Origin of the sequence: Mesorhizobium shonense (genome assembly GCF_040545255.1) — a bacterium.
Classification (GTDB): domain Bacteria; phylum Pseudomonadota; class Alphaproteobacteria; order Rhizobiales; family Rhizobiaceae; genus Mesorhizobium; species Mesorhizobium shonense.
The window spans coordinates 185,027-209,507 of record NZ_JBEPLM010000010.1 but is presented as its reverse complement, the minus strand read 5'-3'; the positions used below and the strand labels follow the sequence as shown (position 1 = coordinate 209,507).

Below are 24,481 nucleotides of genomic sequence, written 5' to 3'. Positions count from 1 at the left end.
TCTCCCCCTCAAGGGGGGAGATTGGCTGTCACTATCGGTTTCGCTAATCTCCAACGTTGCAGAATTGGCGAGACAGACAAGCTGCTGATCTCCCCCCTTGCGGGGGAGATGTCCGGCAGGACAGAGGGGGGTGGGCGGGAACTCGGCCTTTGCCAAAGTTCCCATTTCCTCGCGAACGCTCATCCGCGCGAGTGTGTCACGATTCCAAATAGGTGTCCGCCCAGTTCGACACCGCCCAGCGCGGGTTGTCGGCGATGTTTCCGACCGTGTCGCGGGCGACGGAAATGAAGCTCCATTCGGAGACATTGATCAACGGCAGGTCAGCCGCGACCTTCTTCTGGAATTCTTTGTACAGCTCGGTGCGGGCGCCGGTATCGAGCGTCTCCGAGGCTTTCGCGATCAGCGCGTCCAGGTCGGCATTCTTGTAGCCGCCCTGGTTGGAGAAGGGCACGCCGTCCGGAATGCCGCTCTGCACCAGGATTGTGGTCGAGATCGCCGGGTCGCCGCGGAACACCGGCGGACCGACGGCGAGGTCGAACGCATGGTCGGTGTAGACAGCCTTTATGTGGGCGGCCGAATCGTTGTTGACGATCTCGGCGTCGATGCCGATCGCGGCCAGCGCCTGGCGCAGATAGTCGCCGAATTGCTTTGTCTCGTTGAAGTAGGGCGCCGGCAGCAGTTTCAGCGAAAAGCGCTTGCCGTCGTCGGCGCGCTTGTAGCCGGCTTCGTCCAGCAGGTCGTTGGCCTTGGCGACGTCGAACGCGTAAGTCGGGACATCGGCGGTGTAGAATTGCGGATCGTTCTTCGGCACCGGGCCGGTGGCGGCCGCGGCATAGCCGAGGAAGATCGTCTTGACGACGAAGTCCTTGTCGATGGCATGGGCGATGGCCTGGCGCACCTTGAGGTCGGCCAGCTCCTTGCGGCGATGGTTGATCTCGACGACGAGCTGGTAGGTGAGCCCCTCATAGCCCTTGGTGATGACCTTCAGGCCCGGCACCTTGGAGATGCGGTCGAGATCGGCGAGCGGCACGGCGGAGAAGGCGGCGAGTTGGATCTCTTCCGCCTCGAGCGCCGCCGCCGCCGAGGTGCGGTCGGGCAGCACCTGGTAGACGATCTCGTCGAGATAAGGCTCGTCCTTGCCCCAATAGTCGTCGTTCCGCGCCAGCCGGTAGTACTGGCCGGCCTTGTATTCGGCGAACTTGAACGGACCGGTGCCGACCGGCGCGTTGTTGGCCGGATTGTCCTCGATCTTGCCCACCTCATAGACATGCTTCGGCACGACGCTCGACAGTGCAGGCAACGCGTTGCGGATCAGCTGGAACGGCGTCGGCTTGGCGAATTTGAAGATTGCTGTCAGGTCGTCGGGTGTGTCGACGGCTGCAAGATCCTTGAACACGGTGCGCCCGAGATTCTGCAGCGGCTTCCAGATCCGCAGCGCCGAGAAGGCGACGTCGGCGGAGGTGAAGGGCTTGCCGTCATGCCATTTGACGCCGTCGCGCAATTTGAAGGTCACCGACAAGCCGTCGGCGGCACCTTCCCAGGAGAGAGCGAGGCGCGGCTCAAGTCCATCCTTGCCGTCGAAGGAGGCCTCGGCCAGCGTCTCGACGATCTTGCTGGAGATGAAGAAGACGCCGTTGGAGGCGACGATCGCCGGGTTCAAGTTGCGCGGCTCGGAGTCGGCGGCGACGATCAGCCTTCCGCCTTTCTTGGGCGTTTGCGCCCTGCCGATGGCCGGCAATGCGGTCGAAGCCAAAAGCAGCGCCGAACCGGCAAGCAGGCCTCGGCGCGAAATGGTCAATTCGGACATCGCTCAACTCCCCTCTTCACCCGCGACAGGCACGGGCAGCCTCAAAATGAGCGGGATTATGGCCCTTGGCAAAGGTTTCGCCAGAGACGGTTTTGGCGCAGGATGGCTTGGCTTTGAAATTTTCGTTCACTGGACCAGTTATATGCAGGCTGCAGTTGCGAGTATCTGGTAGGACCAGATATGGCGTAATGCCATTTTGAGCCGCTGCCGTAGGGCTAGATCGGCCAAGCGCCGTCGATTCTGGCTGGACCAGAGTGGTCAAAATGATGCAGATTTGGCCGACAGCCAAGTTCAAGAAGATTGGCCGCCTGAGCGGCCGGAAGATTCAGGGAGAGGCCGATGAACATCGCTCCGGGCAAAACCGAGGTCAGCAGCATCCCGTTCGATCAGGCGCGGGTGGACCGGCTGATGGAGGAGGCCGGCATCGACGTGCTCTTCGCCACCTCCAAGCACAACACGCAATATCTGCTCGGCGGCTACAAGTTCATCTTCTTCGCAGCGATGGATGCCATCGGCCACAGCCGCTACCTGCCGATCGTCCTTTACGAGAAGGGCGGGCCGGAGCGCGCGGCCTATATCGGCAACAAGATGGAAGGCGGCGAGCACCAGAACCATCCGTTCTGGACACCGACATTGCATGCCGCCTGCTGGGGCACGCTCGATGCCGCCAACCTTGCGGTGGAGCATTTGCAGAAGATCGGCAAGTCGGCGGCGCGCATCGGCATCGAGCCGGGCTTCCTGCCGTCGGATGCCTATACGCTGATCCGCAAGGCGCTGCCGGATGCCAAGCTGATCGATGCGACCGGCATGCTGGAGAATATGCGCGCCATCAAGACCGAGGCCGAGCTCGAAAAACTGCGCATCGCCTCCGAGCTCATCACCGACTCGATGCTGGCAACGATCGCCTGGGCGCGCGAGGACACGACGAAAACCGACATCATAGAGCGGCTCAGGCGTGAGGAGACCAATCGCGGCGCGCATTTCGAATATTGCCTGCTGACGTTTGGCTCCAGCCACAACCGCGCGGCGTCAGACCAGGCGTGGAAGAAGGGCGAGGTGCTGTCGATCGATTCCGGCGGCAATTATCACGGCTATATCGGCGACCTCTGCCGCATGGGCGTGCTTGGCGAGCCGGATGCGGAGCTCCAGGATCTGCTGGCCGAAGTTGAAGCGGTGCAGCAGGCGGCCTTTTCCAAGGTCAAGGCGGGCACGCTGGGCGGCGACATGATCGCGCATGCCGAAAGCGTGCTGAAGGCTTCGAAAGTTGCGTCCTACACGGATTTCTTCGCCCACGGCATGGGGCTGATAACCCACGAGGCGCCGTTCCTGATGACTAACCACCCGGTCACCTATGAGGGCACCTATGCCGCCAAGCCGCTGGAAAAGAACATGGTGCTCTCGGTCGAGACGACCGTGCTTCACCCGAAGCGCGGCTTCGTAAAGCTGGAGGACACCGTCGCGGTGACCGACACCGGCTATGTGATGTTCGGCGATCGGGGGCGCGGCTGGAACAGGGGAGCTTCATAGAGCCAAAGGTAGGCGCTGCCCCTCATCCGCCTGCCGGCACCTTCTCCCCGTATAGTGACGGGGAGAAGGCAGATGGCCGCAACCTCGGCGCTTACCTTCCGACGTGGAAAATTGGCGAAAGCATTGATGAAAGCGTCTTTCTCCCCGTCACTATACGGGGAGAAATGTCCGGCAGGACAATGAGGGGCGGCGCTGCCGTGAACAGGAATCAATCTACTGCTTACCCGGCGGCAGCAGCCTGAAGTCCGGTAGGTCGCGCAGCGCAAGCTCCGGTCCGGCCGGCGAGTAGACGACGAAAAGCTGCATCGGCTGGTCGCCGGTGTTGAGCGTCGAGTGGAAACGGCTTTCCGGCACGTAGATGGTGCAGCCGGGGCCGACCTTCGCGACCACGGGATTACCCTTCTCGTCCTCGACCATCTGTTCGCCATTGCCCGAGATGACGAAGATGATCTCTTCGGCGCCCGGATGGTTGTGGCGCGTGTGCCCCTTGCCGGGCGGCAGGTCGACGACGCCGCCGGAAAAGCGCTCCGCGCCGTTCACTTCCGGCGCGACGGTGAGGGCCAGTCTGCCCCAGTCGAAGCCGAAGGCGCTGACATCCTTCGGGTAGACGAACACTTTGCTCCTGTCGGCCATTTGCCTCATCCCTTCCTAGTTGCTGGCGGTCTTCGCTTTGCCGATTGCCGCGGCCTTGAAATCCGCCGTCTGCCTGGCGATCGCCGCCTCGGCCGGCAGCCGCTCCATCGAGCTTGCGCCGTAGAAGCCGTGCAGACCCTCACAGCGCTCCAGGATGTAGCGCGCGTCGTCGGGCATCGAGATCGGCCCGCCATGGCAAAGCAGGATGACGTCCCTGCGTACCGATCGCGCGGCATCGGCAATGGCGTCGATCTCCTTCACGCAGCCGTCGAGCGACTTCGCCGAGGTGGCGCCGATCGATCCACCCGTGGTCACGCCCATATGGGCGACGACGATGTCGGCGCCGGCCCTCGTCATGGCGCGCGCTTCGTCCGGATTGAAGACGTAGGGCGTGGTCAGCAGGTCGAGCTTGTGCGCCTCGGCGATCATGTCGACCTCAAGGCCAAAACCCATGCCGGTCTCCTCAAAACTCTGGCGCATGGTGCCGTCGAACAGGCCGACAGTCGGAAAGTTCTGCACGCCGGAGAAGCCCATCGTCTTCAGCTCGGTGAGCAGCAGCGGCATGATGACGAAAGGGTCGGTGCCGTTGACGCCGGCCAGCACCGGCGTTTTCCTCACCACCGGCAGCACCTCATAGGCCATTTCCTTGACGATCTCGTTGGCATTGCCATAGGCGAGCAGGCCGGCCGCCGAGCCGCGCCCCGCCATGCGGTAGCGACCGGAATTGTAGATGATGATCAAGTCGATGCCGCCGGCTTCCTCGGCCTTGGCCGACAGGCCGGTGCCGGCGCCGCCGCCGACGATCGGCACGCCCTCGGCGATCATCTTGCGGAACTTCTCCAGAATCGTCTTGCGGGGAATGGCGGCCATGCTTGTCCGGTCTCACTTCTTGGCGATGTCGAGGAAAGCCTCGGCCGCGGCCTTGGCGAATGCGGGGTCGTTGATGTGCATCGGCAGGCGCGTCACGGTGCGGTTCTTCGTCGGCTGGATCGTGCGCTCGATGGCGTCGAACAGGGCGGCATCGGCTTCCGCATCGAAGAAGGCGCCGCCCTCGATGTCGAGCGCGGACACACCTTTTTCCGGGATGAGGAAACGGACCGGACCGTCGCAGCGGGCGAGGCGGCCGCCGATCCATTCGCCGATCTGGCGGCATTCATCGGCCGTGGTACGCATCAGCGTGACGTTCGGATTGTGCTCGTAGAAGAGACGGCCGCGATAACGTTCGGGAATGGTCGGCGGGGCCCAGAAATTCACCATGTCGAGCGCGCCGACCGAGCCGGCATAAGGCAGTTTCGTACGGGCAATGGCACGGAAGCGATCTTCCGTAGCCGGCAGCACGCCGCCGAACAGCAGGTCGCAGACTTCCGTCGTGGTGATGTCGATGACGCCGGCGAGCAGGCCGCTGTCGGCGAGCTTCTCCATCGAGCGGCCGCCGGTGCCGGTGGCGTGGAAGACCATGCAGTCATAGTCGGCGCGCAGCCGGTCGGCGATTGCGGTGACGCATGGCGTGGTGACGCCGAACATGGTGAGGCCAAGCGCGGGTTTCCCGGCAGCGGCGGGCGCGGGCTTGGCCGCCATGCCGACGATGGCCTGGGCGGCGTTGTGCAGCACGACCCGCGACAGGCGGTTGAGACCGGCCATGTCGGTCACCGACGGCATCATGATGATGTCGGAGACATCGACGTAAGGCGCGGTGTCCCCGGAGGCGAGCGTCGAGACCATGATCTTCGGCAAGCCGAGCGGCAGCGCGCGCATGCCGGCGGTGACGATCGAGGTGCCGCCGCCGCCGCCGATGCCGATCACGCCGGCGACGTCGTCGCGGGATTGCATGAATCGGGCAAACGCGACGCCCATGCCGGCAACGGCGGTGCCGCGATCGTCGATGCCGAGCACCGCGCCGGCTCCGTCCGGATGATGCGCGGCGACCTCGCTTGCCCCGACATCGACGGGGACGGTGGCGCCGCGCGTGCCGATGTCGACGCGGGCGACCGCGCCACCGGCGGCAGTGACGGCATCGGCCAGGAAGGCGAGTTCCTCACCCTTGGTGTCGGCCGTGCCGGCCACATAGATGCGCTTCATCCGCGTTTCCCCGTTGTCTCTCCTGTTCTCCGGCGCGTCCGGCGTTGCCGCCTGCCGCTTCTCGCACGGCGCGATGCCTTGCAATTTTTTGAGACGCGCGTATCGTATTGATATGGATGTCTCACGTCAACAAGCCACATCGAACGACGACGCCGAGCAAATGCCGGCAGCCGAAAAGGGGCCACGCGCGCGGACGAGGCGGCTGATGCTGGAGACGGCGACGCGGCTGATGCAGGCTGGCGTGACGCCTTCGGTGAGCGAGGTGGCCGAGGCGGCGGAGGTGTCGCGCGCGACCGCCTACCGCTACTTCCCAAGCCAGGCGGCACTGGTGCAGGCGGTCGTCGACGAAGGACTCGGCCCGATCCTGACCTGGAAATCGGCTTCGACCGATCCGGAGCGGCGAGTGGCGGAGCTGTTCGCCACCGCCATGCCGCGCATCGAGGCTTTCGAGGCGACGTTCAAGGCGGCGCTCAAGCTTTCGCTCGACCAGTGGGCGCAGCGGCAGGCGGGCACGCTGGGCACCGAGCCGGCCTTCAAGCGCGGTCATCGCGTCGATCTTTTGAAGGACGCGATCGCGCCGCTCAAGGGTCAGCTCAAGCCGCGTCAGTTCAAGCGTCTTGCCCAAGCGCTGTCGATGATGTTCGGCGTCGAGGTGCTGATCGTGCTGAAGGATATATGGGGGCTGGAGAGCCGCGACATGATGTCGGTCGCCGACTGGGCGGCGGGCGCGCTGGTGCGCGCGGCGATAGCGGAATCAGAGGCGAAAGCGGGTGGAGTTTCGACATCACCCAAGACGGAGATGTCTTAAATCTGGTTCGACCAGATTGGAGGGCCAGCTACCGATAATAATTGTGGTGCATCGCCGGAAGCAAGGCCTTCATGTATCAAGGAGTAGGAAAAATAAGAGAAAACAGACAGATACTGCCTCGATTGGCTTGTCGAACCGCTTCGAGGCGTCCAAGAAAGCGCTTGACGTCCCTCTTGAATTGGTAATACCAGATCAGTAGACATAAAGCGGATCGAAAGTGAGGGCTGCGATCCATTTTTTCCGGCAGGATGAGGAGGCTCGATGCCGGAAAAGTGCCGTCACGGGAGGAACTACCAGGGCCGACCATGCTGCCGGCTCTCAATGACACGGTAGAATGCGCACCAGGGAGGAAAACTATGCGCAAGATAGTAACCAGCGTGCTTGCTGGTATCGGCCTGTCGCTTGCCTGCGGGACATCCGTCTATGCGCAGGACAAGGAACTCACCATCTTCTGGGCGGAATGGGATCCGGCCAACTATTTGCAGGAACTCGGCAACGAGTACGAGAAGGAAACCGGCGTCAAGATCACGGTGGAAACCACGCCTTGGTCGGACTTCCAGACCAAGGCCTTCACCGAATTCAATGCCCATGGCGATGCCTACGACATGGTGGTCGGCGACTCGCAATGGCTCGGCGCCGGCTCGACCGGCGGCCACTATGTCGACCTGACCGACTTCTTCAACAAGCACAAGCTGAACGACGTGATGGCGCCGGCGACGGTGAAATATTACGCCGAATATCCCGGCAACAGCGGCAAGTACTGGGCGATCCCGCTCGAAGGCGACGCCGTCGGCTGGTCCTATCGCAAGGACTGGTTCGAGGATCCGAAGGAAAAGGAAGCCTTCAAGGCCAAATACGGCTACGACCTCGACGTGCCGAAGGATTTCAAGGCGCTGCATGACATCGCCGAGTTCTTCCACCGGCCGGACCAGAAGAAATACGGCATCGCCATCTACACCGACAATTCCTACGACGCGATGGCGATGGGCTTCGAGAACGCGCTGTTCTCGTACGGCGGCGAATTGGGCGACTATTCGACCTACAAGGTCGATGGCATCATCAACTCGGACAAGGCGGTCGCCGCGCTCGATGCCTACCGGGATCTCTACAAGTTCACCCCTCCGGGCTGGGCCAAGTCGTTCTTCGTCGAGGACAACCAGGCGATCACCGAGAACCTGGCGGCGATGAGCATGAACTATTTCGCGTTCTTCCCCTCGCTGATCAACGAGGCGTCGAACCCGAACGCCAAGAACACCGGTTTCTTCGCCAATCCTCCGGGACCTAACGGCGATCAGTTCGCAGCGCTGGGCGGCCAGGGCATCTCCATCGTCTCCTACTCGCAGAAGCAGGACGAGGCGATGAAGTTCCTCGAATGGTTCATCAAGGACGAGACCCAGAAGAAGTGGGCGGCGCTCGGCGGCTACACCTGCAGCGCGGCCGTGCTGAAGTCGCCTGAATTCCAGAACGCCACGCCTTACAACAAGGCCTTCTACGAGACCATGTTCAAGGTGAAGGACTTCTGGGCGGTGCCGGAATATGCCGAACTGCTGCAGCAGCTCAACCAGCGCATCTATCCCTATGTGATCGGCGGACCTGGCACGGCCAAGGAGACGCTCGACGCACTGGCTGGCGACTGGAACGCGACCTTCAAGAAATACGGCCGCGTGAAGTAACCGACATGCCTCACGGAGGAGGCATTCCATGCCTCCTCCGCTCTTTTTTTCTGAAATCTGGAGCAGGGCTTTGGCGACCACGATGATCACCACGCTGGACAGGTCCTCGCGGGCCGCGGCCCGCGGCCTCAGCGACATTTCGATCCGCAATCTCTTCATCATCCCGACGATCCTGTTCCTGATCGTCTTCAACATCTTCCCGCTGATCTATTCGCTGGGCTACTCCTTCACCGACTTCCGCGCCTCGACCAATGCGCCGGCTAATTTCGTTGGGTTGCAGAACTATCGCGACCTGCTCAACGATCCCTATGTGTGGTCGAACTTCGCCATCACCGCGAAATATGTGATCATCTCGGTTGCCGGCCAGCTGTTCGTCGGCTTCGGCGTGGCGATGCTGCTCAATCGCGACATCCCGATGAAGGGCCTTCTTACGACGCTGCTTCTGTTGCCGATGATGCTCTCGATGGCCGTTGTCGGCCTGTTCTGGAAGCTGCTCTACGATCCGTCCTTCGGCATCATCAACTACGCGCTCGGGCTCGGCACGTTCGAATGGCTGTCCGATCCGAAGATGGCGCTCTATGCGGTGGCGCTCACCGACATCTGGATGTGGTCGCCCTTCGTCATGCTTCTGTCGCTGGCCGGTCTCTCGGCGGTGCCGAAGCATCTCTACGAGGCCGCCGCGATCGATCGGGCCGGCCCATTCTATACCTTCTTCCGTATCACCCTGCCGCTGGTCGCGCCGATCCTGATGATCGCGATCATCTTCCGCACCATGGAAGCGTTCAAGACCTTCGACCTCGCCTATATCCTGACCAGCCAGCCGACGGCCGAGCTGATCTCGATCCGGCTCTACAAGATGGCCTTCCAGGAATGGCAGACCGGCCGCTCCTGCGCCATGGCCTACATCGTGTTGATCATGGTGCTGGCGATCACCAACATCTACGTGAAATACCTCAACAAGGTGAAGGAGCGCTGAGATGGCTGCCGTCCGCACGTCTTCCGAAGTCGCCTTCAACCGCATCGCTATCGTCGCCGTGCTGGTGGTGACGATCATCTTCCTGGCGCCGATCTACTGGATCGCCTCGACCGCCTTCAAGCCGCGCAACCTCGCCACGACGATCCCGCCGACGGTGGTGTTCCAGCCGGAGATATCGCCCTTCGTGAAACTGTTCGCCAAGCGCTCGCAACTGCGCAGCCCGCCGACGCCGGAAGAGTATGCGGCCGCCCCGTGGTGGGAGCGCGTCGTCTTCAACGGCGGCGAGAAGATCGTGCGCGACGGCCAGGGCAATGTGCAGTGGTCGGGCTATCCGAGCCGCTTCATGAATTCGCTGATCGTCGCCATCACCTCGACGATCCTGGCGGTCGGCATGGGCACCTTCACCGCCTACGGCTTCTCGCGCTTCAAGGTGAAGGGAGAGGCGGACCTGCTCTTCTTCATCCTGTCGACGCGCATGCTGCCGCCGGTGGTGGTCGCGATTCCCATGTTCCTGATGTACCGGGCTGCGGGTCTCAACGATTCCCATCTCGGCCTCATAATCCTCTACACTGCTTTCAATCTCTCCTTCTCGGTCTGGCTGATGAAGGGCTTCATCGACGAGATCCCGAAGGAATATGAGGAGGCGGCGCTGGTCGACGGCTATACCCGCATGGAAGCCTTCTTCAAGATCGTGCTGCCCGAGGCCGCGACCGGCATCGCCGCCACAGCTGTGTTCTGCTTCATCACGGCCTGGAACGAATATGCCTTCGCGCTGATCATGACCAACCGCCGCGCGCAGACGGCGCCGCCCTTCATCCCCAGCCAGGTCGGTTCCGGCCTGCCCGACTGGACGGTGATCGCGGCGGGCACGTTCCTGTTCCTGCTGCCGGTCGCGATCTTCACCTTCCTGCTCCGCAACCATCTCTTGCGCGGCATGTCCTTCGGAGCGATCCGCAAATGAGTTTTCGCGCCATCAACGAAAAGTACCTGGAGCCTGGATCGCAGATCCTGATGGTGCTGGGCATCATTGCGCTCTGCCAGCCTTGGAACATGCTGCTCCACAGCTATGGCGTGACCATCATTCTGATCGGGCTGATCGGCTTCAACATCACCTCCAAGATCCCGCGCGAGGAGGAAGCCGGCACCGGACACGGGGCGGCTGAGCAGGCGCGAAATCAGGGGGCACAGCATTGACCCAGATCGAGCTTCGCAGCGTCCAGAAATTCTTCGGCGCGGTCCAGGTCATCAAGGACCTGAACCTCAAGATCGACGACAACGAGTTCATCGTGCTGCTTGGACAGTCGGGCTGCGGCAAGACGACGACGCTGCGCGCCATAGCCGGGCTGGAGACGATCGACCAGGGCGACATCCTGATCGACGGCAAGCCGGTGCAGCATCTCAAGGCCGCCGACCGCGACATCGCCATGGTGTTCCAGTCGTTCTCGCTCTATCCGCACATGAACGTCTACGAGAACATCGCCTTCCCGCTGCGCGCGACGCGCAAGAGCAGGAGCGAGATCGATACCGAAGTGCGCTCGGTCGCCAAGACGCTGCAGATCACCGACCTCATCAACAAGAAGCCTTCGGCGCTGTCGGGCGGCGACATGCAGCGCGTGGCGATCGGCCGCGCGCTGGTGCGGCGTCCCAAGGCAATGCTGATGGACGAGCCGATCGGCGCGCTCGACGCCAAGCTGCGCGAGGAAATGCGTGCCGAGATCAAGCGGCTGCACATCAAGCAGGGCTCGACCAGCATCTACGTCACCCACGACCAGATCGAGGCGATGAGCCTCGCCGACCGCATCGTCATCATGCACGAAGGCGTGCTGCAGCAGGTCGGCACACCGGACGAGGTCTATTCGCACCCGGCCAATCTGTTCGTCGCGCAGTTCGTCGGCAGCCCGGTGATGAATGTGGCCGAAGCCAAGGTCGCCGAAAACGCCTCGGCCGCGTCGGTCACGGTCGGGGATGCGGCCAGCGGCTTCGAGTTCCCGCGCGCGCTGCTGTCGAAACTCAACGGCCGTGCCGGCGGCCAGCTTGCGCTTGGCATCCGGCCGGAGGGCGTGCTTGTGCGTCACGAGGCGGCGGCAGGTTTCCTGCCGGTCGAGGCGCAGATCGTCGAGCCGCTCGGCTCCTTCGACATCGTCGACCTCAAGGTCGGCTCCAAGATGCTGCGCGCCCGCACCAAGAGCGGCTTTGTCAGCGGACCGGGCGAGAAGGTCTATGCCCGGATCGATCCCTCGCAGGCGCATTTCTTCGACACCGCGAGCGGCAAGTCGCTCGGAGTGAGATTGTGATGGCCGAAGGACGCGAAAGGCCAACGATTTGGCCTTTCGAACAACCGAACGTCCGGAGCCATAGCGGAGGGCAGACGCCCTCGAAAAGAAATTGAGACGGTAGACATGGCCCATATCCAGCTCAAGAACATTTCAAAGACGTTCGGCACGCACACCGCGCTGTCGGGGCTCAACCTCGACATCGCCGACGGCGAATTCTTCGTGCTGCTCGGCGAAACCGGCGCCGGCAAGACGACGACGCTCAGGATGATCGCGGGCCTCGAGAAGCCGACCGAGGGCCAGGTCTTCATCGACGGCGTCGACGTCGCCGACTGGGGCGCGGCCGAGCGCGACGTGGCCCTGGTGCTGCAGCAATATTCGCTCTATCCGCGCTACACGGTGCGGCAGAATCTCGAGTTCCCGCTGAAGCCGAAGATCCGTCGCTTGCCCGATGCCGAGATCAAGGACCGTGTCGCGCGCGCCGCCCGCACGCTGCGCATCGAGCACCTGCTCGACCGCAAGACCGACCGGTTGTCCGGCGGCGAGATGCAGCGCGTCTCGATCGGCCGGGCGATCGTGCGCAAGCCGCGCGTGTTCCTGATGGACGAGCCGCTGTCGGCGCTCGACGCCAAGCTGCGCGAGGCGCTGCGGACCGAGTTGAAGAACCTGCAGATGCAGCTTGGCGCAACCTTTTTGTTCGTCACCCACGACCAGATCGAGGCGATGTCGATGGGCGACAAGGTCGGCGTGCTCAATCACGGCCGCATCGTCCAGACCGGCACGCCACAGGAGATCTACAACAATCCGCGCGACACCTATGTGGCGAGCTTCGTCGGCTCGCCGCCGATGAACCTCATCGACGGCAAGCTGGTCGACGACCGCGCGGTGATGGCGCCGATGAGTTTCGAATTGCCGGTTAGCGGGGGAGCCAGGACGGGCGGTGCGATCGACGGTCGCCCGCTCGTCTTCGGCATCCGTCCGGAGGACGTCTATCTGGAAAGCGGCGCACCGGTCGAGGCACGCGTCCACGACGTCGAGAATCACGGCGTCGAGAAGATCGTGACGCTGAGGGTCGGCGACGCGATGCTGAGAGCCACCGTGCCTGCCAGGACCGCCGTCGAGATCGAGCAGCCGGTCCGCTTTGCCTGGAACTCAGACAAGGTGGTGATGTTCGACAAGGGCAGCGGGGTGAGCCTGCGGCACGCCGGGTAGGGCATGGCCGCAAAAATCGGAACGGTTTTTGACCTATGTTGAACTGGGCATAAGCCGAATTATGCGGAGCGCGGGACTATGTGGGCTGGCGCTTCGCCGCGCCTCGGATCAGGTTGCGCGACACGTCCCGGCGTTCGGCCAGGCCACGCAGCGCTTCCTCACCTGATCTATCCGCGCAGGCGCGCACCCAATAAGAATCCCGATTCGATGCTCTGACTGACACACCAGCCGGGCTATCACTGCGTTGGTCTCGGGTACGCGGCTCGCGATGTCGCGATGATAAGCCGTGGAATAATTTGGCGGCTCCAGGCGTTCACTTTGGCAGACGGTGGGTATACGCGATAACGCCTGCCGCCACGGAGTTAACCCGTGCGAACCCTGGCTGCGATCGCTGTTTTCCTGTTTGCAATCATCATCGGAGTGGCAAGCTACGCCTATTTCGGATTCTACAATGTTGCTGCCAACGAGCAGGACGCGAACGTTGTCCGCTGGTCGCTTGAGAAAATCCGGACCAATTCTATTGAACGCCACGCCGGCCACAATGTCAGCTTCGCTCGATCGCTTGACGATCCGGAGATGATCCACACTGGTGGCCTTCACTTCAAGGAGGAAGGCTGCGTCGCCTGTCACGGTGGTCCGGGAATTTCCCGGGCAGAATTCGCTAGGAACATGCAGCCCCAGCCGCCGGACCTTACAAGAACCACTGCCACCTTAAATGATGCTGAGCTCTATTGGGTCCTGCAAAACGGCATAAAGATGACCGGGATGCCTGCGTTTGGTTCAACGCATAACCAGGAAGAGCTATGGGCGATGGTGGCCTTTGTTCGCCGTCTTCCGAAGATGTCGCTATCCGAATACGAGAAGATCACCGAAGCCTCTGAAGGTGGGGGGCATCATCAGGCTGAAGGTGAAGACCATGGAGCGGCTGCGTCTCAAAAATGAGGCATGCAGGATAGCGGAAGAGACCCCAACGCATCCGATCAAGCTGGCTGACGAGCCTGCCTTTTCGTCCGCAGAGACCCGCCGGCCGCCGGCCGGCTATTTCGGCAGATAAGTCTCGTAAGGCGTGTCGTTGATCAGCAGGATCACGCATTCGGTGTCCGACAGGCAGGCATCGTCATGCATCTCGTTGGCCTTCTGGGTCCAGTAGGAGCCCGGAGGCAATTCGACCTTGGTTGCTTCGCCGCCGTCCATCTGCCAATGCGCCCAAAGCCCCTTGATAACCACGGCGCGGTAATCGGCGGTGTGCGCGTGGACAGGCGCATGCCAGTTGCCGGGAACTTTCAGCAAGGTGCCGGCCGGGCCTTTGGCGCGCTCGCCCCATAGCGGGCCGAGGCGTTGCGGCTGGTCCGGCGCTTCGACGGCATAAGGGATCTTGTCGGCGGGCAGATAGCTGTCTTCGAGAGCGAATGCCTGCCCCGAAAAGATCGTGAGTGCGGCAAGCGTCAGCGGAGCAAGATGTTTGGCCATGACGGTTTCCTCCGCCGAAGAGCTTATGCCGCCTCAGCAGGCGCGGAATGACGCGTCGTCCAAAAGACTTGGCAATTCCTCCAGCCGGCGGCAGGTCAGCTCCAGCATGACCGCGGGTGTCAGGGTTGTTCGTCGCCGCCGGCGCTGCGCAGATGGCTCGGCGCGACGCCCATCACGCGCTTGAAGGCGCGGCTGAAGGAAGCTTCCGAGTCATAGCCGAGCTTCGCCGCCACCACCGACACCCTCATGCCGTCGCGGGCGAGCCACTGCCGTGCCTGGTGCATGCGCACACGCAGCACATATTTAGCCGGCGTCTCGCCGACCACCGTTGCGAAGCGTTGCGCGAAGGCGGAGCGCGACGCCCCCATCAATCGCGCCAGGGACTCGACCGACCAGTCGCGGTCGGGCTGCAGGTGGATGGAAGCGAGCACCTTGCCGACATCGGGATTGCGGACCGCGGCGATCCACCCGGTGGCATCGCCGCAGCCATTCTCCACCCAGGAGCGGATGATGGTGGCGGCGAGCACGTCGGCCAACCGAGCCAGGATGCCGCCGGAGCCGACCCGGTCCATCGTCACCTCGCCGGCCATCGCGTCGAGCAGGTGCTGGATGCCCGGCGCGTTCGCCATCAGCTTATGCGCCTGCATCAGGTCGGGCATCATGTCGAGCAGCGGATGCGAGCCGTCGAGATTGAAATGCATGCTGCCGCAAAACAGCAGCGTCTTGCAGCCATCGCAGCCGTTGGAGACATCGTAGATGTTCTCGCAGACCGGCTCGATGGTGTAGCGGCCGATCGGCACGGGCGGCACGCCCGGCGCGCTGGCCAGCACGTGCTCGTCGCCGCGCGGGATCAGCAGCGCGTCGCCCACCGAGAGCTCGATCCATTCCTTCGCCGGCGAGAACAGCCAGCAGCCCTGCTGGCCGATGAAATGGAACCGCGCCGCATTCTGCGCTGGGAAGGAAACGGCCCAGGGCTCGCCCAGCACGCAGCGGCCATAATCGACGCCGTCGAGCCGCAATCCGCGCAGCATGTCGGTCAGCGGATCGCCGGATGCCGGTACGGTGGTTTTGGACGAATTGTAATTCATTTCGGTGTTTTTAACATGGAAACTCCAGGTCGTCACTCCCTATGTTGCACTGCAGTCAAATGTTGCGCTGCAACTTTCCCGGAGACGCTTCCATGACCGAACCTGCCACAGGCGTTATCGACGCCGCTATCCTCGACCGAACCGATGACGAAGAACGAACCGAGCCTGTGTGGGGCGCGGTGGTCTCGCTGGCGCTCGGGGTGTTCGGCCTGGTGACCGCCGAATTCCTGCCCGCCAGCCTGCTGACGCGGCTGGCGCAGGATCTCGGCGTCAGCGAAGGCGCCGCCGGCCAGGCGGTCACCGCGACCGCCGTTGTCGGCGCGATCGCGGCACCGACCATGGCCATAGTCACCAAGCGGCTCGACCGCAGGCTGGTGATGTGGATGCTCACGGTGCTTCTGATCGTCTCCAACCTGCTTGCCGCCTTTGCATCCTCGCTCACCGTCCTGCTTCTGGCCCGCGTGGTTCTGGGTATCGCGCTTGGCGGCTTCTGGTCGATGTCGGCCGCCATGGCGATGCGGCTGGTGCCGATGCGGCTGATGCCGCGGGCCATGTCGATCATCCTGACCGGCGTGTCGGTCGCCACCGTCACCGCGGCGCCGGTAGGCGCCTATGTCGGCGACATCTGGGGCTGGCGCACGGCCTTCATGATCGCGGCGGTCGTCGGCGCGCTGACCTTGCTGGTGCAGCTTGCCACCATTCCCAGCCTGCCGCCGACGGCCGTGGCAGGCTTCCGCACCCTGATCGAGGTTCTGAAGCGGCGGACGATCCGCGTCGCGCTTCTTGTCGTGCTGCTGGTCGCGTCCGGACAGTTTGCCGGCTTCACCTATGTGCGGCCGTTCCTGGAGACGGTGCCGGTGATGCCGATCGAGACGATCTCGCTGGTGCTGCTCGCCTATGGCATCGGCGGCTTTTTCGGCAATTTCGCCGGCGCCTTCCTGGCCGAGCGTAACCTCAAGCTCGCAGTCGGCCTGGCGCCACTGCTGATCGCAGTGTCGGCGCTGGCGCTGCTCACGCTCGGCGCTTCGCCGGTAACGGCAGCCGTCGCGGTCACCACCTGGGGTTTTGCCTTCGGCGCGGTGCCGGTCGGGCTGCAGACCTGGCTGGTGCACGCCGCGCCCGACCAGGCCGAGAGCGCCGGCGGCCTGATGGTCGCGACCTTCCAGGTGGCGATCGCGCTGGGCGCGGTGTTCGGCGGCCTGCTGGTCGACCACGCCGGCGTGGCCAGCGCCTTTGCCTACGGCGCCGTGGCGACGCTGCTCGCGGCGCTGGTGACTTTCGCCATCGGCCCGAAACAGGGATAGGCCGCGATCCTTCGCGCCCCCTCTGTCCTGCCGGACATCTCCCCCACAATGGGGGAGATTGGCAGCTTTGCCGAAGGCGCTCTTCCTGCAACGTTGGCGATTGGCGAAAGCCGTGGTGGTGTCCGATCTCCCCCCAAGTGGGGGAGATGTCCGGCAGGACAGAGGGGGCGCTGTCCCGCCGGCATTCGGATTTCCTACACCTTGTATCCGAGGAACTAGGCAGAGCGGCCGTCGAACTCGAACACCTGCACCGCCGCGAGGTCGACGTCCTCGAGGCAATTGATATTGATGTAGGCGCTGCGCTCGCTGCCCAGGCTGGCATCCTCGGCGAAGGGATGAATGCCGCAGGTCCGGCAGAAGCGATGCGCGATCGAGCCCTTGCCGAAAGTGTATTTGCCGAGGTCGTCGCCCCAGGCGACCAGACGCAGGCTGCCGTGCGGCACGGCCCAGAGCAGCGCGCCCTTGCGCGCGCAGATCGAACAGTTGCAGCGCACCGCACCGCCGAGCTCGCCTTCGACCTCGAACGCCACCTTGCCGCAGTGGCAACTGCCTTTGTACAGCATCAGTCTCTTCCTGTCGCTGGCAGGTGCAAAGGCACGCCTGCCGGGTTATCCCTTCCGCAGGCCCAATCGGCCCGTGCCTTTGTTCCTACGCAATTCCGGACGGAAAACCGCTGTGCACTTTTCCTGGAATTGCTCTAAAGACGTTCGATTCTTGCGGAGTCCGACATCGACATGCAACCCGTCCGCGACCGTCTCGAAACCATCCTGTCACGTCTTGCCAATCGCGCCGCGGACGAGAGGGTTTACACAAGGCTCTATGCCGAGGCCGCGCGGGCAGCCGCCGATGCATCCGATGCCCGCCGCAAAGCCGGGATGAGCCTCGGGCCGCTAGACGGCGCGATCGTCTCGATCAAGGATCTGTTCGATATCGCCGGCGAGCCGACCAGGGCGGGTTCGCTGATGCTCGCCGGTGCCCAGCCTGCCGCGCGGGACGCGGCAGTCGTGCGCCGATTGCGCCAGGCGGGAGCCGTGATCCTCGGCAAGACCAACATGACCGAATTCGCCTTCACCGCGATCGGCGACAATCTGCATTACGGCACGCCGGGCAATGCCGCCGATGCCAGCCTGATCCCGGGTGGCTCGTCGTCCGGAGCGGCGGTCGCGGTGGGCGAGGGCAGCAGCGACATCTCTATCGGCTCGGACACAGGCGGCTCGGTGCGCATTCCAGCCTCGCTCAACGGTGTCGTCGGCTTCAAGCCGACGGCGCGGCGCGTGCCGCTGGCCGGCGCCTTGCCTTTGTCGGCAACGCTGGATTCGATCGGTCCGCTTGCCCGCAGCGTAGCCGATTGCATGGCTGCCGACGCGATCATGGCGGGAGAGGAGCCGGTTTCTCTCCAGCCGATCCCGCTTGCCGGCCTGCGCGTCGGCATTCCACGTGGCGTGCTCTTCGGCGAGACGCAATCCGAGGTGACTGAGGCCTTCGACAGATGTGTTAGCGGGATGGATCAGGTGGGCGCGCGCCTCGCTGACTTGCCGATCGATGATCTGATCGCCGAGATGCGCTTGGCGACAAAGCGGGCCTCGATCGCAGCAATAGAAGGCGCAGAAGTGCATGCCGACTGGCTGGCCGCTGGCTCCTCGGTGCCGGTCGATCTGCACGTGAGCGGGCCGTTGTCTCGCGCGCTCGCCGTTCCCGCTTCCGTCTATATCCGAACAATCCGCCGCCGCGGGGAATTGGCCGCAGCCATGGAGGAACGGCTGCAAGCAGTCGACGTGCTTGCCCTGCCGACCGTGCCGATGGTCGCGCCGTCCATTGCCGCCATGGCCGGCGATCAAGCGCTTCGCGAACGAACGGAAGGCCTCCTCTTGCGCAACACTCAGGTCGCCAACCAGTTCGATCTCTGCGCGATCTCGCTGCCGATGCCTGGGACAAGCCTGCCGGCCGGGCTGATGCTGGTGGCAAGGCATGGGGATGATCGTCGTTTGCTTGCGATTGCTGCCGCGATAGAGGCTTTGCTTGGCCGTTGATAGGGACGCCGCGAACCGAGGCAAATTGGCATCAGGGAAATTTGCGTTGCGTTCCTTGGCGCCCCCCTCTGGCCTGCCGGCCATCTCCCCCACTTTGGGGGAGATTGGCAGTTTCAGGGCCGCGCTCAACCTGCGACGTTGGTGATTGGCGAAAGCCGGGGGTGACGTCCAATCTCCCCCCTTGTGGGGGAGATGTCCGGCAGGACAGAGGGGGGCGCTGTCCGGCCGGCATCTCAGGTCTGCTCTGTCTCGATGCTCGCCGCGAAACTAACCGCCGGCCGGAAACCGCCGCCGATAGTGTTCGATCACTTCCGGATTGCGCAAGTTGACCGGCAGCTTGTTGGCGAGCACCAGCAGGGCCTCGTTCGCCGCGCCGACGCCCATGCGCATCATCGATTCCTCGGTGATGCCAGCCAAATGCGGGGTGGCGATGACGTTGTCGAAGCCGAAATAGGGATGGTTCGGCGGCAGCGGCTGAGTCGAAAAGACGTCGAGCGCGGCGCCGCCGATGCGGCTCTTTCGCAGGGCTTCGATCAGCGCCTCGTCATCGACCACCGGTCCGCGTGAGACATTGATCAAAAGCGCATGCGGTTTCATGCGGCCGATACGCTCGCGGCTGATCAGGCCGCGCGTCTCCTCGGTCAGCGGACAGCAGAGCACGATGATGTCGCTCTGCTCGACAAGCGCGTCGATCGACAGGAAGCCGACGCGTTCCGGTGCCGGACGCAAGCTGCGCGTGGTCGCCACGACATTGAGGTCGAAACCGTGCGCGGCGATATGGCCGACGGCCTGACCGACGGCGCCCAGGCCGACGATGCCGATGGTCTTGCCGGCAAGCTCGCTGGTCGAATTGGCGTGCTCGCGCCCGGCGAGCCAGCCCTTGGCGCGCAAGTCGCGGTCCATCACGCGGAAGCGCCGCGAGAGCGCGAGTGCGGTGAACATCACATGCTCGGCGACCGAGCGGGCATTGACGGCCGGCACATTCGCCACCAGCACGCCGGCGGCGGTCGCCGCTTCGACCGGAATCATGTCCAGCCCGGCGCCGTGGCGGATCGCGGCGCGCAGATCCTTGGCGCCGTCGAAGAGATCCGGCGGCAGCGGCGCACGGACGATGACGATGTCGGCGTCCCTGGCTTCAGCGGTCAGCGTCCTGGCGTCGAGGGCGGAAGCGATCGCCAGCCGGCCAGCCCCCGCCAGCATGGCCGTGGCGCGCGGGTGCAGCGGATGCGTCGAGAGAATCTTGCGCATCGGGCTCAGGCCTTTTCGAGCGCCGCGCTTTTCGGCTCGGCCCCACGGCCTTCGATCAGGCCCTTCCAGTAGCTCTCGGCGCCCTGCAGATGGGCGCTCATCAGCGCTTGCGCCAGATTGCCGTCACGGCGCAGCAGCGCCTCGTAGATCTGGATGTGCTCGGCATGCGAACGCATATTGCGCTCGGGATCGTTGAAATAGATCGGCAGGCGCTGCTCGCCCATCAGATAATAGACGCTGCAGATGTTGTGGAAGACGCCGTTCTTGGTCGCACGCACGATCTCGAGATGGAACTCGCGGTCTTCCTTGGCGAGGCCTTCACCGGCGGCGATGCGCTCCTCGGAAGCTTTCAGTATCTCGCGCAGACGCTCGAAATTCTCCTCGGTGGCGCGCGAGCAGGCAAGCTCGGCCGCCTTGATCTCGTGGATTTTGCGCAGCTCGACCGTCTCGTAGATCTGTACCGGATCGAGCGGCAGGCCCGCGCGGGCGAAAAGCGCCAACGCTTCTACGCTGGCCTGCTTGGTGTCGATATAGATGCCGGATTTGGCGCGGCGCTCGACGATGCGCATGGCTTCCAAAATTGCCAACGCTTCTCGGATTTGCCCGCGGCTGACACCGAAATGTTCCGCCAGCTCGCGCTCCGACGGCGTGCGGCCCGACTCCTTGTCCGAGTTGGAGAACAGATAGGCGGCGAGTTCCGCGAGAAGGTTCTTTTCTTTCATCGTCAAATGCGTTGCGCGTGCGCCTCCACGAATCGCTCCGAAACGGTGAATCCCAATCCAGGCTTTTCAGGGATCGCTATCATACCGTCCTTTGCTTCGACAGTCTCTTCGACGAGATCGTGGATCATCGGGTTGGCGCCGAGCGAATATTCGACGGTGAAGCTCGCGGGCGAAGCGGCGCAGACATGCAGCCCGGCGAAGAAGCAGGGCGCGCCGGCCCAAAGATGCGGCGCGAAACGCAGGTTGAAGGCGCTGGCGATGGTGCCGATCTTCATTGCCTCGCTGATGCCGCCGCAGAAAGCGGGATCCGGCTGGAAGATATCGGCCGATTTCAGCACCGCCAGATCGCGGAAGGCATAGCGCGTCGCCTCGCTCTCGCCGGTGGCGACCGGAACCGAACCTGAGGCGCGCACCTCGGCCATGCCCGGCTTGTCGTCGGCGATCACCGGCTCCTCGAACCAGGCGAGGTCGAGATCGGCGGTGAGCTGGATGAAGCGCTTCGCCTCGGCAACGGTGTAGGTGCCATGCGCGTCGACCATCAGGTCGACGTCGGGGCCGATCGCTTCCCTGGCGGCGCGCACACGGGCCGCGGAAATATGCGGCGCGCCGTCCATGGCGCCGACGCGCATCTTCAGCGCCTTGAAGCCGCCCCTGGCGATGTAGGATTTGAGCTGCTCGCCGATTGCGTCCGCCGATGCCCAGCCGCCCGAGGCATAGGCCTGCATGCGCTCGACCTTGCGGCCGCCGAGCAGCCGCCAGACCGGCTGTCCCAAGGACTTGCCGAGGATGTCCCAGAGCGCGATGTCGACGGCGCTGATCGCCGCCACGCTCATGCCGCGCCGCGCCAGCTGCGGCATGGCATGGCCGGTGTGGGCTGCCGTGTGGTGGCGCACGCCGTTATAAAGCATCTCCCAGATGATGCCGATGTCGGCCGGGTCGCGGCCGATAAGCTGCGGCGCAATCTCGTGATTCAGCATGTGGACCAGCGCGCCATAGCTGCCGGCGCTGCCGGCGGCGTTCTTGCCTTCGCCCCAGCCGACCAGGCCGTCATCGGTCTCGATGCGCAAAATGGCGGCGTCGAACGTCGTCACCTGACCGAAGTCGCTGCGGTGCTGCTTCGCGACTTCGATCGGTATGCGAACCCACCAGGCCTGGACGCTTTTGATGTGCATCTTCATCCCCGGCCCCGCCGCCCGGCGAGGGCGGAAGGGCTAAGCTTCGATCGGCTACTTGATCAGCGGCAGCAGCGTTTCAGCGGTGATGCGCATCTGATCGGTGTAGAACTTCTCGGTGAGCAGGCTGGAGCCGTGGTCCTGGATAAATTTGAGCTGCTCGGGCGAGATATCGACCGGGTTGCGCTCCACCATCTCCGGATAGGGCGCGGCCGGCGTGCGGTCGACGGGCGCGACGAACTCGTTGGTCAGCGCGCCGTCATAGCCGATCTCCTTCAGCGTGCCGACGATCTTCGGCCAATCGATCTGGCCGAGGCCGGCGGCGAAGCGGTTGTTGTCGGCGACATGGAAGTCGTAGAGGCGCTTTCCGACCTGGCGGATGGCGTCGTAGACGTTAAATTCCTCCATGTGGATGTGGTAGGCGTCGAGGCAGACGCCGCATTCCGGGCTCACCGCATCGGCAAGGGCGAGCGCCTGGGCGCCCCGATTGAAGAGATAGGTCTCGAAGCGGTTGAGCGGCTCGACGGCGACCTTGACGCCGACCTTCTTGGCATGGGCGAAGCATTCGCGCGTGGCATCCACAACCCAGCCCCATTCTTCGGCTTCGGTGCCGTCCGGCACCACCTTGCCGACGGTCGCGGGAACCAGCGTGATGATCTCGCCATCGAGCTCGCTCACCATGGTCAGCACGTCCTTGACATACTGCACCGAGCGTTCGCGCTGGCCCTGGTTCTTGGCGGCGAGATTGCGCTCGCCCAACATCAGCGTCACCGAGCCCCAGCAGCGGATGCCGTGCTCCTTCAGCAGCGCGCGCGTTTCCTTGGTCTTGTACTGCTCGGGCTCGCCGGAAATCTCGATCGACTCATAGCCGAGCTTCTTGATGCGCTTGAGCGTCGTCTCCAGAGGCTCCGCCCGCATCCAGTTGTGCGTCGAAAGATGCATGGTCTATCCTTCCCAGAATTCGCCTGTCATGTTTGCCCGCGACGACTTCAAAAGAGCTCGCCACACGATTCCTCCCCAAGGCGCTCCAGCGATTTTTCTTTGAAACTGGTTCGACCAATTGGGCCTGACAAGACCTCTACAGCAAATTCGTATGAACGGCAAGGAGACCGGATATGGCACCCGGGTCGTTAAGCAATGCGTTGATTTCAATGGATTAAATCTTCGCTTTGCGGTTGTGGCCGCCGCCTTCTCGCCGTTTGCAACGGCTTGACCGAATGGCTGGATTTGGTAATACCAGAATGACGCCATGTTCTGGCGCCAACACCGAACGACCAAACAGGCTGGCCCTCACTCCAATCGGCGCTATGCTTGGTCGCGACAAACGAGAGAGGGAGGATGCCGATGCCGACGACGATGAAGGGTCCCGGCCTGTTTCTGGCGCAGTTCGCGGGCGACGCGGCGCCGTTCAATTCGCTGGCCTCGATCACCAAATGGGCGGCCGGTCTCGGCTACAAGGGCGTGCAGGTCCCGACCTGGGACGGGCGCCTGTTCGACCTCAAGAAAGCGGCGTCGTCGAAGGCCTATTGCGACGAGGTGAAGGGCATCTGCGCCGACGCCGGCGTCGAGATCACCGAGCTGTCGACGCATCTGCAGGGGCAGTTGGTGGCGGTCCATCCGGCCTACGACGCGCAGTTCGACGGCTTCGCGCCGGCCGAGGTGCACAACAATCCGAAAGCCCGGCAGAAATGGGCGGTCGAGCAGATGGAGTTCGGCGCCAAGGCGTCGAAGAATCTCGGGCTCAAGGCCTCGGTGTCCTTCAGCGGCGCGCTCGCCTTTCCGTACCTCTATCCCTGGCCGCAGCGGCCGCCGGGGCTGATCGAGGAGGCCTTCGCCGAGCTCGGCAAGCGCTGGAAGCCGATCCTCGACGTCTATGACGAGAACGGCGTCGATGTCGGCTACGAGATCCATCCGGGCGAGGATGTGTTCGATGGCGCGACCTTCGAGATGTTCCTCGACGCGGTCGGCGGCCACAAACGCTGCAACATCAATTACGACCCGTCGCACTTCCTGTTGCAGCAGCTCGACTATCTCGAGTTCATCGACATCTACCACGAGCGGATCAAAGCCTTCCACGTCAAGGATGCCGAGTTCAACCCGACGGGGCGGCAGGGCGTCTATTCCGGCTATCAGGGCTGGGTGAACCGGGCCGGACGCTTCCGCTCGCTCGGCGACGGGCAGGTGGATTTCAGCGGCATCTTCTCCAAGCTCACCCAGTACAATTACGACTCCTGGGCGGTGCTGGAATGGGAATGCTGCCTCAAGCATCCCGAGGACGGCGCCGCCGAAGGCGCGCCCTTCATCCAGCACCACATCATCCGGGTCACCGAGAGGGCATTCGACGATTTCGCCGGCGGCACCAGCGACAAGAAGCTGCTGCGCGCGATGATGGGGATTTAGCACAGTTTACCCTCCCCCTTGAGGGGAGGGTCGATCCGCAATGCGGATCGGGGTGGGGT

Annotated in this window: 23 protein-coding genes; 12 read left to right on the top strand and 11 right to left on the bottom strand. The window is 63.6% G+C overall.

Going from position 1 to position 24,481, the window contains the following annotated elements:
* Positions 1-196 precede the first annotated feature (196 nt).
* Positions 197-1,807: an ABC transporter substrate-binding protein gene (locus tag ABID26_RS24480; protein ID WP_292304589.1), complete on the bottom strand. Its 1,611-nt coding sequence runs from the start codon at positions 1,805-1,807 to the stop codon at positions 197-199.
* A 339-nt stretch (positions 1,808-2,146) separates the two neighbouring features.
* Here ABID26_RS24480 and ABID26_RS24475 point away from each other — a divergent pair, with 339 nt between their 5' ends.
* The gene (locus ABID26_RS24475) at positions 2,147-3,334 is read left to right on the top strand and encodes a Xaa-Pro peptidase family protein (RefSeq protein WP_354416866.1); all 1,188 of its coding nucleotides are present in this window, start codon (positions 2,147-2,149) and stop codon (positions 3,332-3,334) included.
* 213 nt (positions 3,335-3,547) lie between these two features.
* Here the strand turns inward: ABID26_RS24475 and ABID26_RS24470 are convergent, their stop codons facing one another.
* Genes ABID26_RS24470 through ABID26_RS24460 form a run of 3 tightly spaced genes read right to left on the bottom strand, consistent with a single transcriptional unit; the run spans position 3,548 to position 6,046 of the window.
* On the bottom strand, positions 3,548-3,967 hold the full coding sequence (locus tag ABID26_RS24470; protein WP_126097791.1) for a cupin domain-containing protein: 420 nt from the start codon (positions 3,965-3,967) through the stop codon (positions 3,548-3,550).
* Positions 3,968-3,982: 15 nt separating this feature from the next.
* Complete coding sequence (locus ABID26_RS24465; RefSeq protein WP_126097792.1) at positions 3,983-4,837, bottom strand: phosphoenolpyruvate hydrolase family protein; 855 nt, start codon at positions 4,835-4,837, stop codon at positions 3,983-3,985.
* 12 nt (positions 4,838-4,849) lie between these two features.
* Positions 4,850-6,046: a Tm-1-like ATP-binding domain-containing protein gene (locus tag ABID26_RS24460; protein WP_292373309.1), complete on the bottom strand. Its 1,197-nt coding sequence runs from the start codon at positions 6,044-6,046 to the stop codon at positions 4,850-4,852.
* Between the two features lie 112 nt (positions 6,047-6,158).
* Here ABID26_RS24460 and ABID26_RS24455 point away from each other — a divergent pair, with 112 nt between their 5' ends.
* From ABID26_RS24455 to ABID26_RS24420, 8 genes are all read left to right on the top strand, one after another.
* Positions 6,159-6,854 (top strand): TetR/AcrR family transcriptional regulator, encoded by a 696-nt coding sequence (locus tag ABID26_RS24455; RefSeq protein ID WP_126097794.1) that lies wholly within the window; start codon positions 6,159-6,161, stop codon positions 6,852-6,854.
* 356 nt (positions 6,855-7,210) lie between these two features.
* Positions 7,211-8,527: an ABC transporter substrate-binding protein gene (locus tag ABID26_RS24450; protein ID WP_126097795.1), complete on the top strand. Its 1,317-nt coding sequence runs from the start codon at positions 7,211-7,213 to the stop codon at positions 8,525-8,527.
* Between the two features lie 70 nt (positions 8,528-8,597).
* Positions 8,598-9,503, top strand: a complete 906-nt coding sequence (locus tag ABID26_RS24445) for a carbohydrate ABC transporter permease (RefSeq protein ID WP_126097796.1) — start codon at positions 8,598-8,600, stop codon at positions 9,501-9,503.
* A 1-nt stretch (position 9,504) separates the two neighbouring features.
* Positions 9,505-10,464: a carbohydrate ABC transporter permease gene (locus ABID26_RS24440; RefSeq protein ID WP_126097797.1), complete on the top strand. Its 960-nt coding sequence runs from the start codon at positions 9,505-9,507 to the stop codon at positions 10,462-10,464.
* Positions 10,461-10,697: a hypothetical protein gene (locus tag ABID26_RS24435; protein WP_126097798.1), complete on the top strand. Its 237-nt coding sequence runs from the start codon at positions 10,461-10,463 to the stop codon at positions 10,695-10,697. The genes ABID26_RS24440 and ABID26_RS24435 overlap by 4 nt, the downstream gene beginning before the upstream one ends.
* Entirely contained in the window at positions 10,694-11,797 is a 1,104-nt protein-coding gene (locus ABID26_RS24430; protein WP_126097799.1) for an ABC transporter ATP-binding protein, read from the top strand. Before ABID26_RS24435 ends, ABID26_RS24430 begins: the two co-directional genes overlap by 4 nt.
* Before the next feature lie 105 nt (positions 11,798-11,902).
* Positions 11,903-12,988, top strand: a complete 1,086-nt coding sequence (locus ABID26_RS24425; RefSeq protein WP_126097800.1) for an ABC transporter ATP-binding protein — start codon at positions 11,903-11,905, stop codon at positions 12,986-12,988.
* Positions 12,989-13,357: 369 nt separating this feature from the next.
* Positions 13,358-13,930, top strand: a complete 573-nt coding sequence (locus ABID26_RS24420; protein WP_126097801.1) for a c-type cytochrome — start codon at positions 13,358-13,360, stop codon at positions 13,928-13,930.
* A gap of 96 nt (positions 13,931-14,026) precedes the next feature.
* Here ABID26_RS24420 and ABID26_RS24415 read toward each other — a convergent pair whose 3' ends face one another.
* Together ABID26_RS24415 and ABID26_RS24410 are read right to left on the bottom strand one after the other, a co-directional pair.
* Complete coding sequence (locus ABID26_RS24415; RefSeq protein WP_292304253.1) at positions 14,027-14,458, bottom strand: DUF4437 domain-containing protein; 432 nt, start codon at positions 14,456-14,458, stop codon at positions 14,027-14,029.
* A 119-nt stretch (positions 14,459-14,577) separates the two neighbouring features.
* Complete coding sequence (locus ABID26_RS24410; RefSeq protein ID WP_126097803.1) at positions 14,578-15,546, bottom strand: AraC family transcriptional regulator; 969 nt, start codon at positions 15,544-15,546, stop codon at positions 14,578-14,580.
* Between the two features lie 92 nt (positions 15,547-15,638).
* Between ABID26_RS24410 and ABID26_RS24405 the strand changes: the two genes are divergently transcribed.
* Positions 15,639-16,850, top strand: a complete 1,212-nt coding sequence (locus tag ABID26_RS24405; protein ID WP_126097804.1) for an MFS transporter — start codon at positions 15,639-15,641, stop codon at positions 16,848-16,850.
* 215 nt (positions 16,851-17,065) lie between these two features.
* On the opposite strand, the gene ABID26_RS24400 is transcribed toward ABID26_RS24405, so the two are convergent.
* A complete protein-coding gene (locus ABID26_RS24400; protein ID WP_126097805.1) occupies positions 17,066-17,413 on the bottom strand; it encodes a GFA family protein in 348 nt (115 codons plus the stop codon).
* 171 nt (positions 17,414-17,584) lie between these two features.
* Between ABID26_RS24400 and ABID26_RS24395 the strand changes: the two genes are divergently transcribed.
* Entirely contained in the window at positions 17,585-18,880 is a 1,296-nt protein-coding gene (locus ABID26_RS24395; RefSeq protein ID WP_126097806.1) for an amidase, read from the top strand.
* A 267-nt stretch (positions 18,881-19,147) separates the two neighbouring features.
* On the opposite strand, the gene ABID26_RS24390 is transcribed toward ABID26_RS24395, so the two are convergent.
* From ABID26_RS24390 to ABID26_RS24375, 4 genes are read right to left on the bottom strand one after another with little or no spacing between them, the layout of a single operon-like run.
* Complete coding sequence (locus tag ABID26_RS24390) at positions 19,148-20,128, bottom strand: hydroxyacid dehydrogenase (protein WP_292373313.1); 981 nt, start codon at positions 20,126-20,128, stop codon at positions 19,148-19,150.
* A 5-nt stretch (positions 20,129-20,133) separates the two neighbouring features.
* Positions 20,134-20,850, bottom strand: a complete 717-nt coding sequence (locus ABID26_RS24385) for a FadR/GntR family transcriptional regulator (protein ID WP_126097808.1) — start codon at positions 20,848-20,850, stop codon at positions 20,134-20,136.
* Between the two features lie 2 nt (positions 20,851-20,852).
* Complete coding sequence (locus ABID26_RS24380) at positions 20,853-22,022, bottom strand: mandelate racemase/muconate lactonizing enzyme family protein (RefSeq protein ID WP_126097809.1); 1,170 nt, start codon at positions 22,020-22,022, stop codon at positions 20,853-20,855.
* Positions 22,023-22,076: 54 nt separating this feature from the next.
* Positions 22,077-22,964, bottom strand: a complete 888-nt coding sequence (locus ABID26_RS24375) for a sugar phosphate isomerase/epimerase family protein (protein ID WP_126097810.1) — start codon at positions 22,962-22,964, stop codon at positions 22,077-22,079.
* Positions 22,965-23,366: 402 nt separating this feature from the next.
* On the opposite strand from ABID26_RS24375, the gene ABID26_RS24370 reads away from it, so the two are divergent.
* Positions 23,367-24,422, top strand: a complete 1,056-nt coding sequence (locus ABID26_RS24370) for a sugar phosphate isomerase/epimerase family protein (RefSeq protein WP_126097811.1) — start codon at positions 23,367-23,369, stop codon at positions 24,420-24,422.
* The last annotated feature ends 59 nt before the right edge of the window (positions 24,423-24,481 follow it).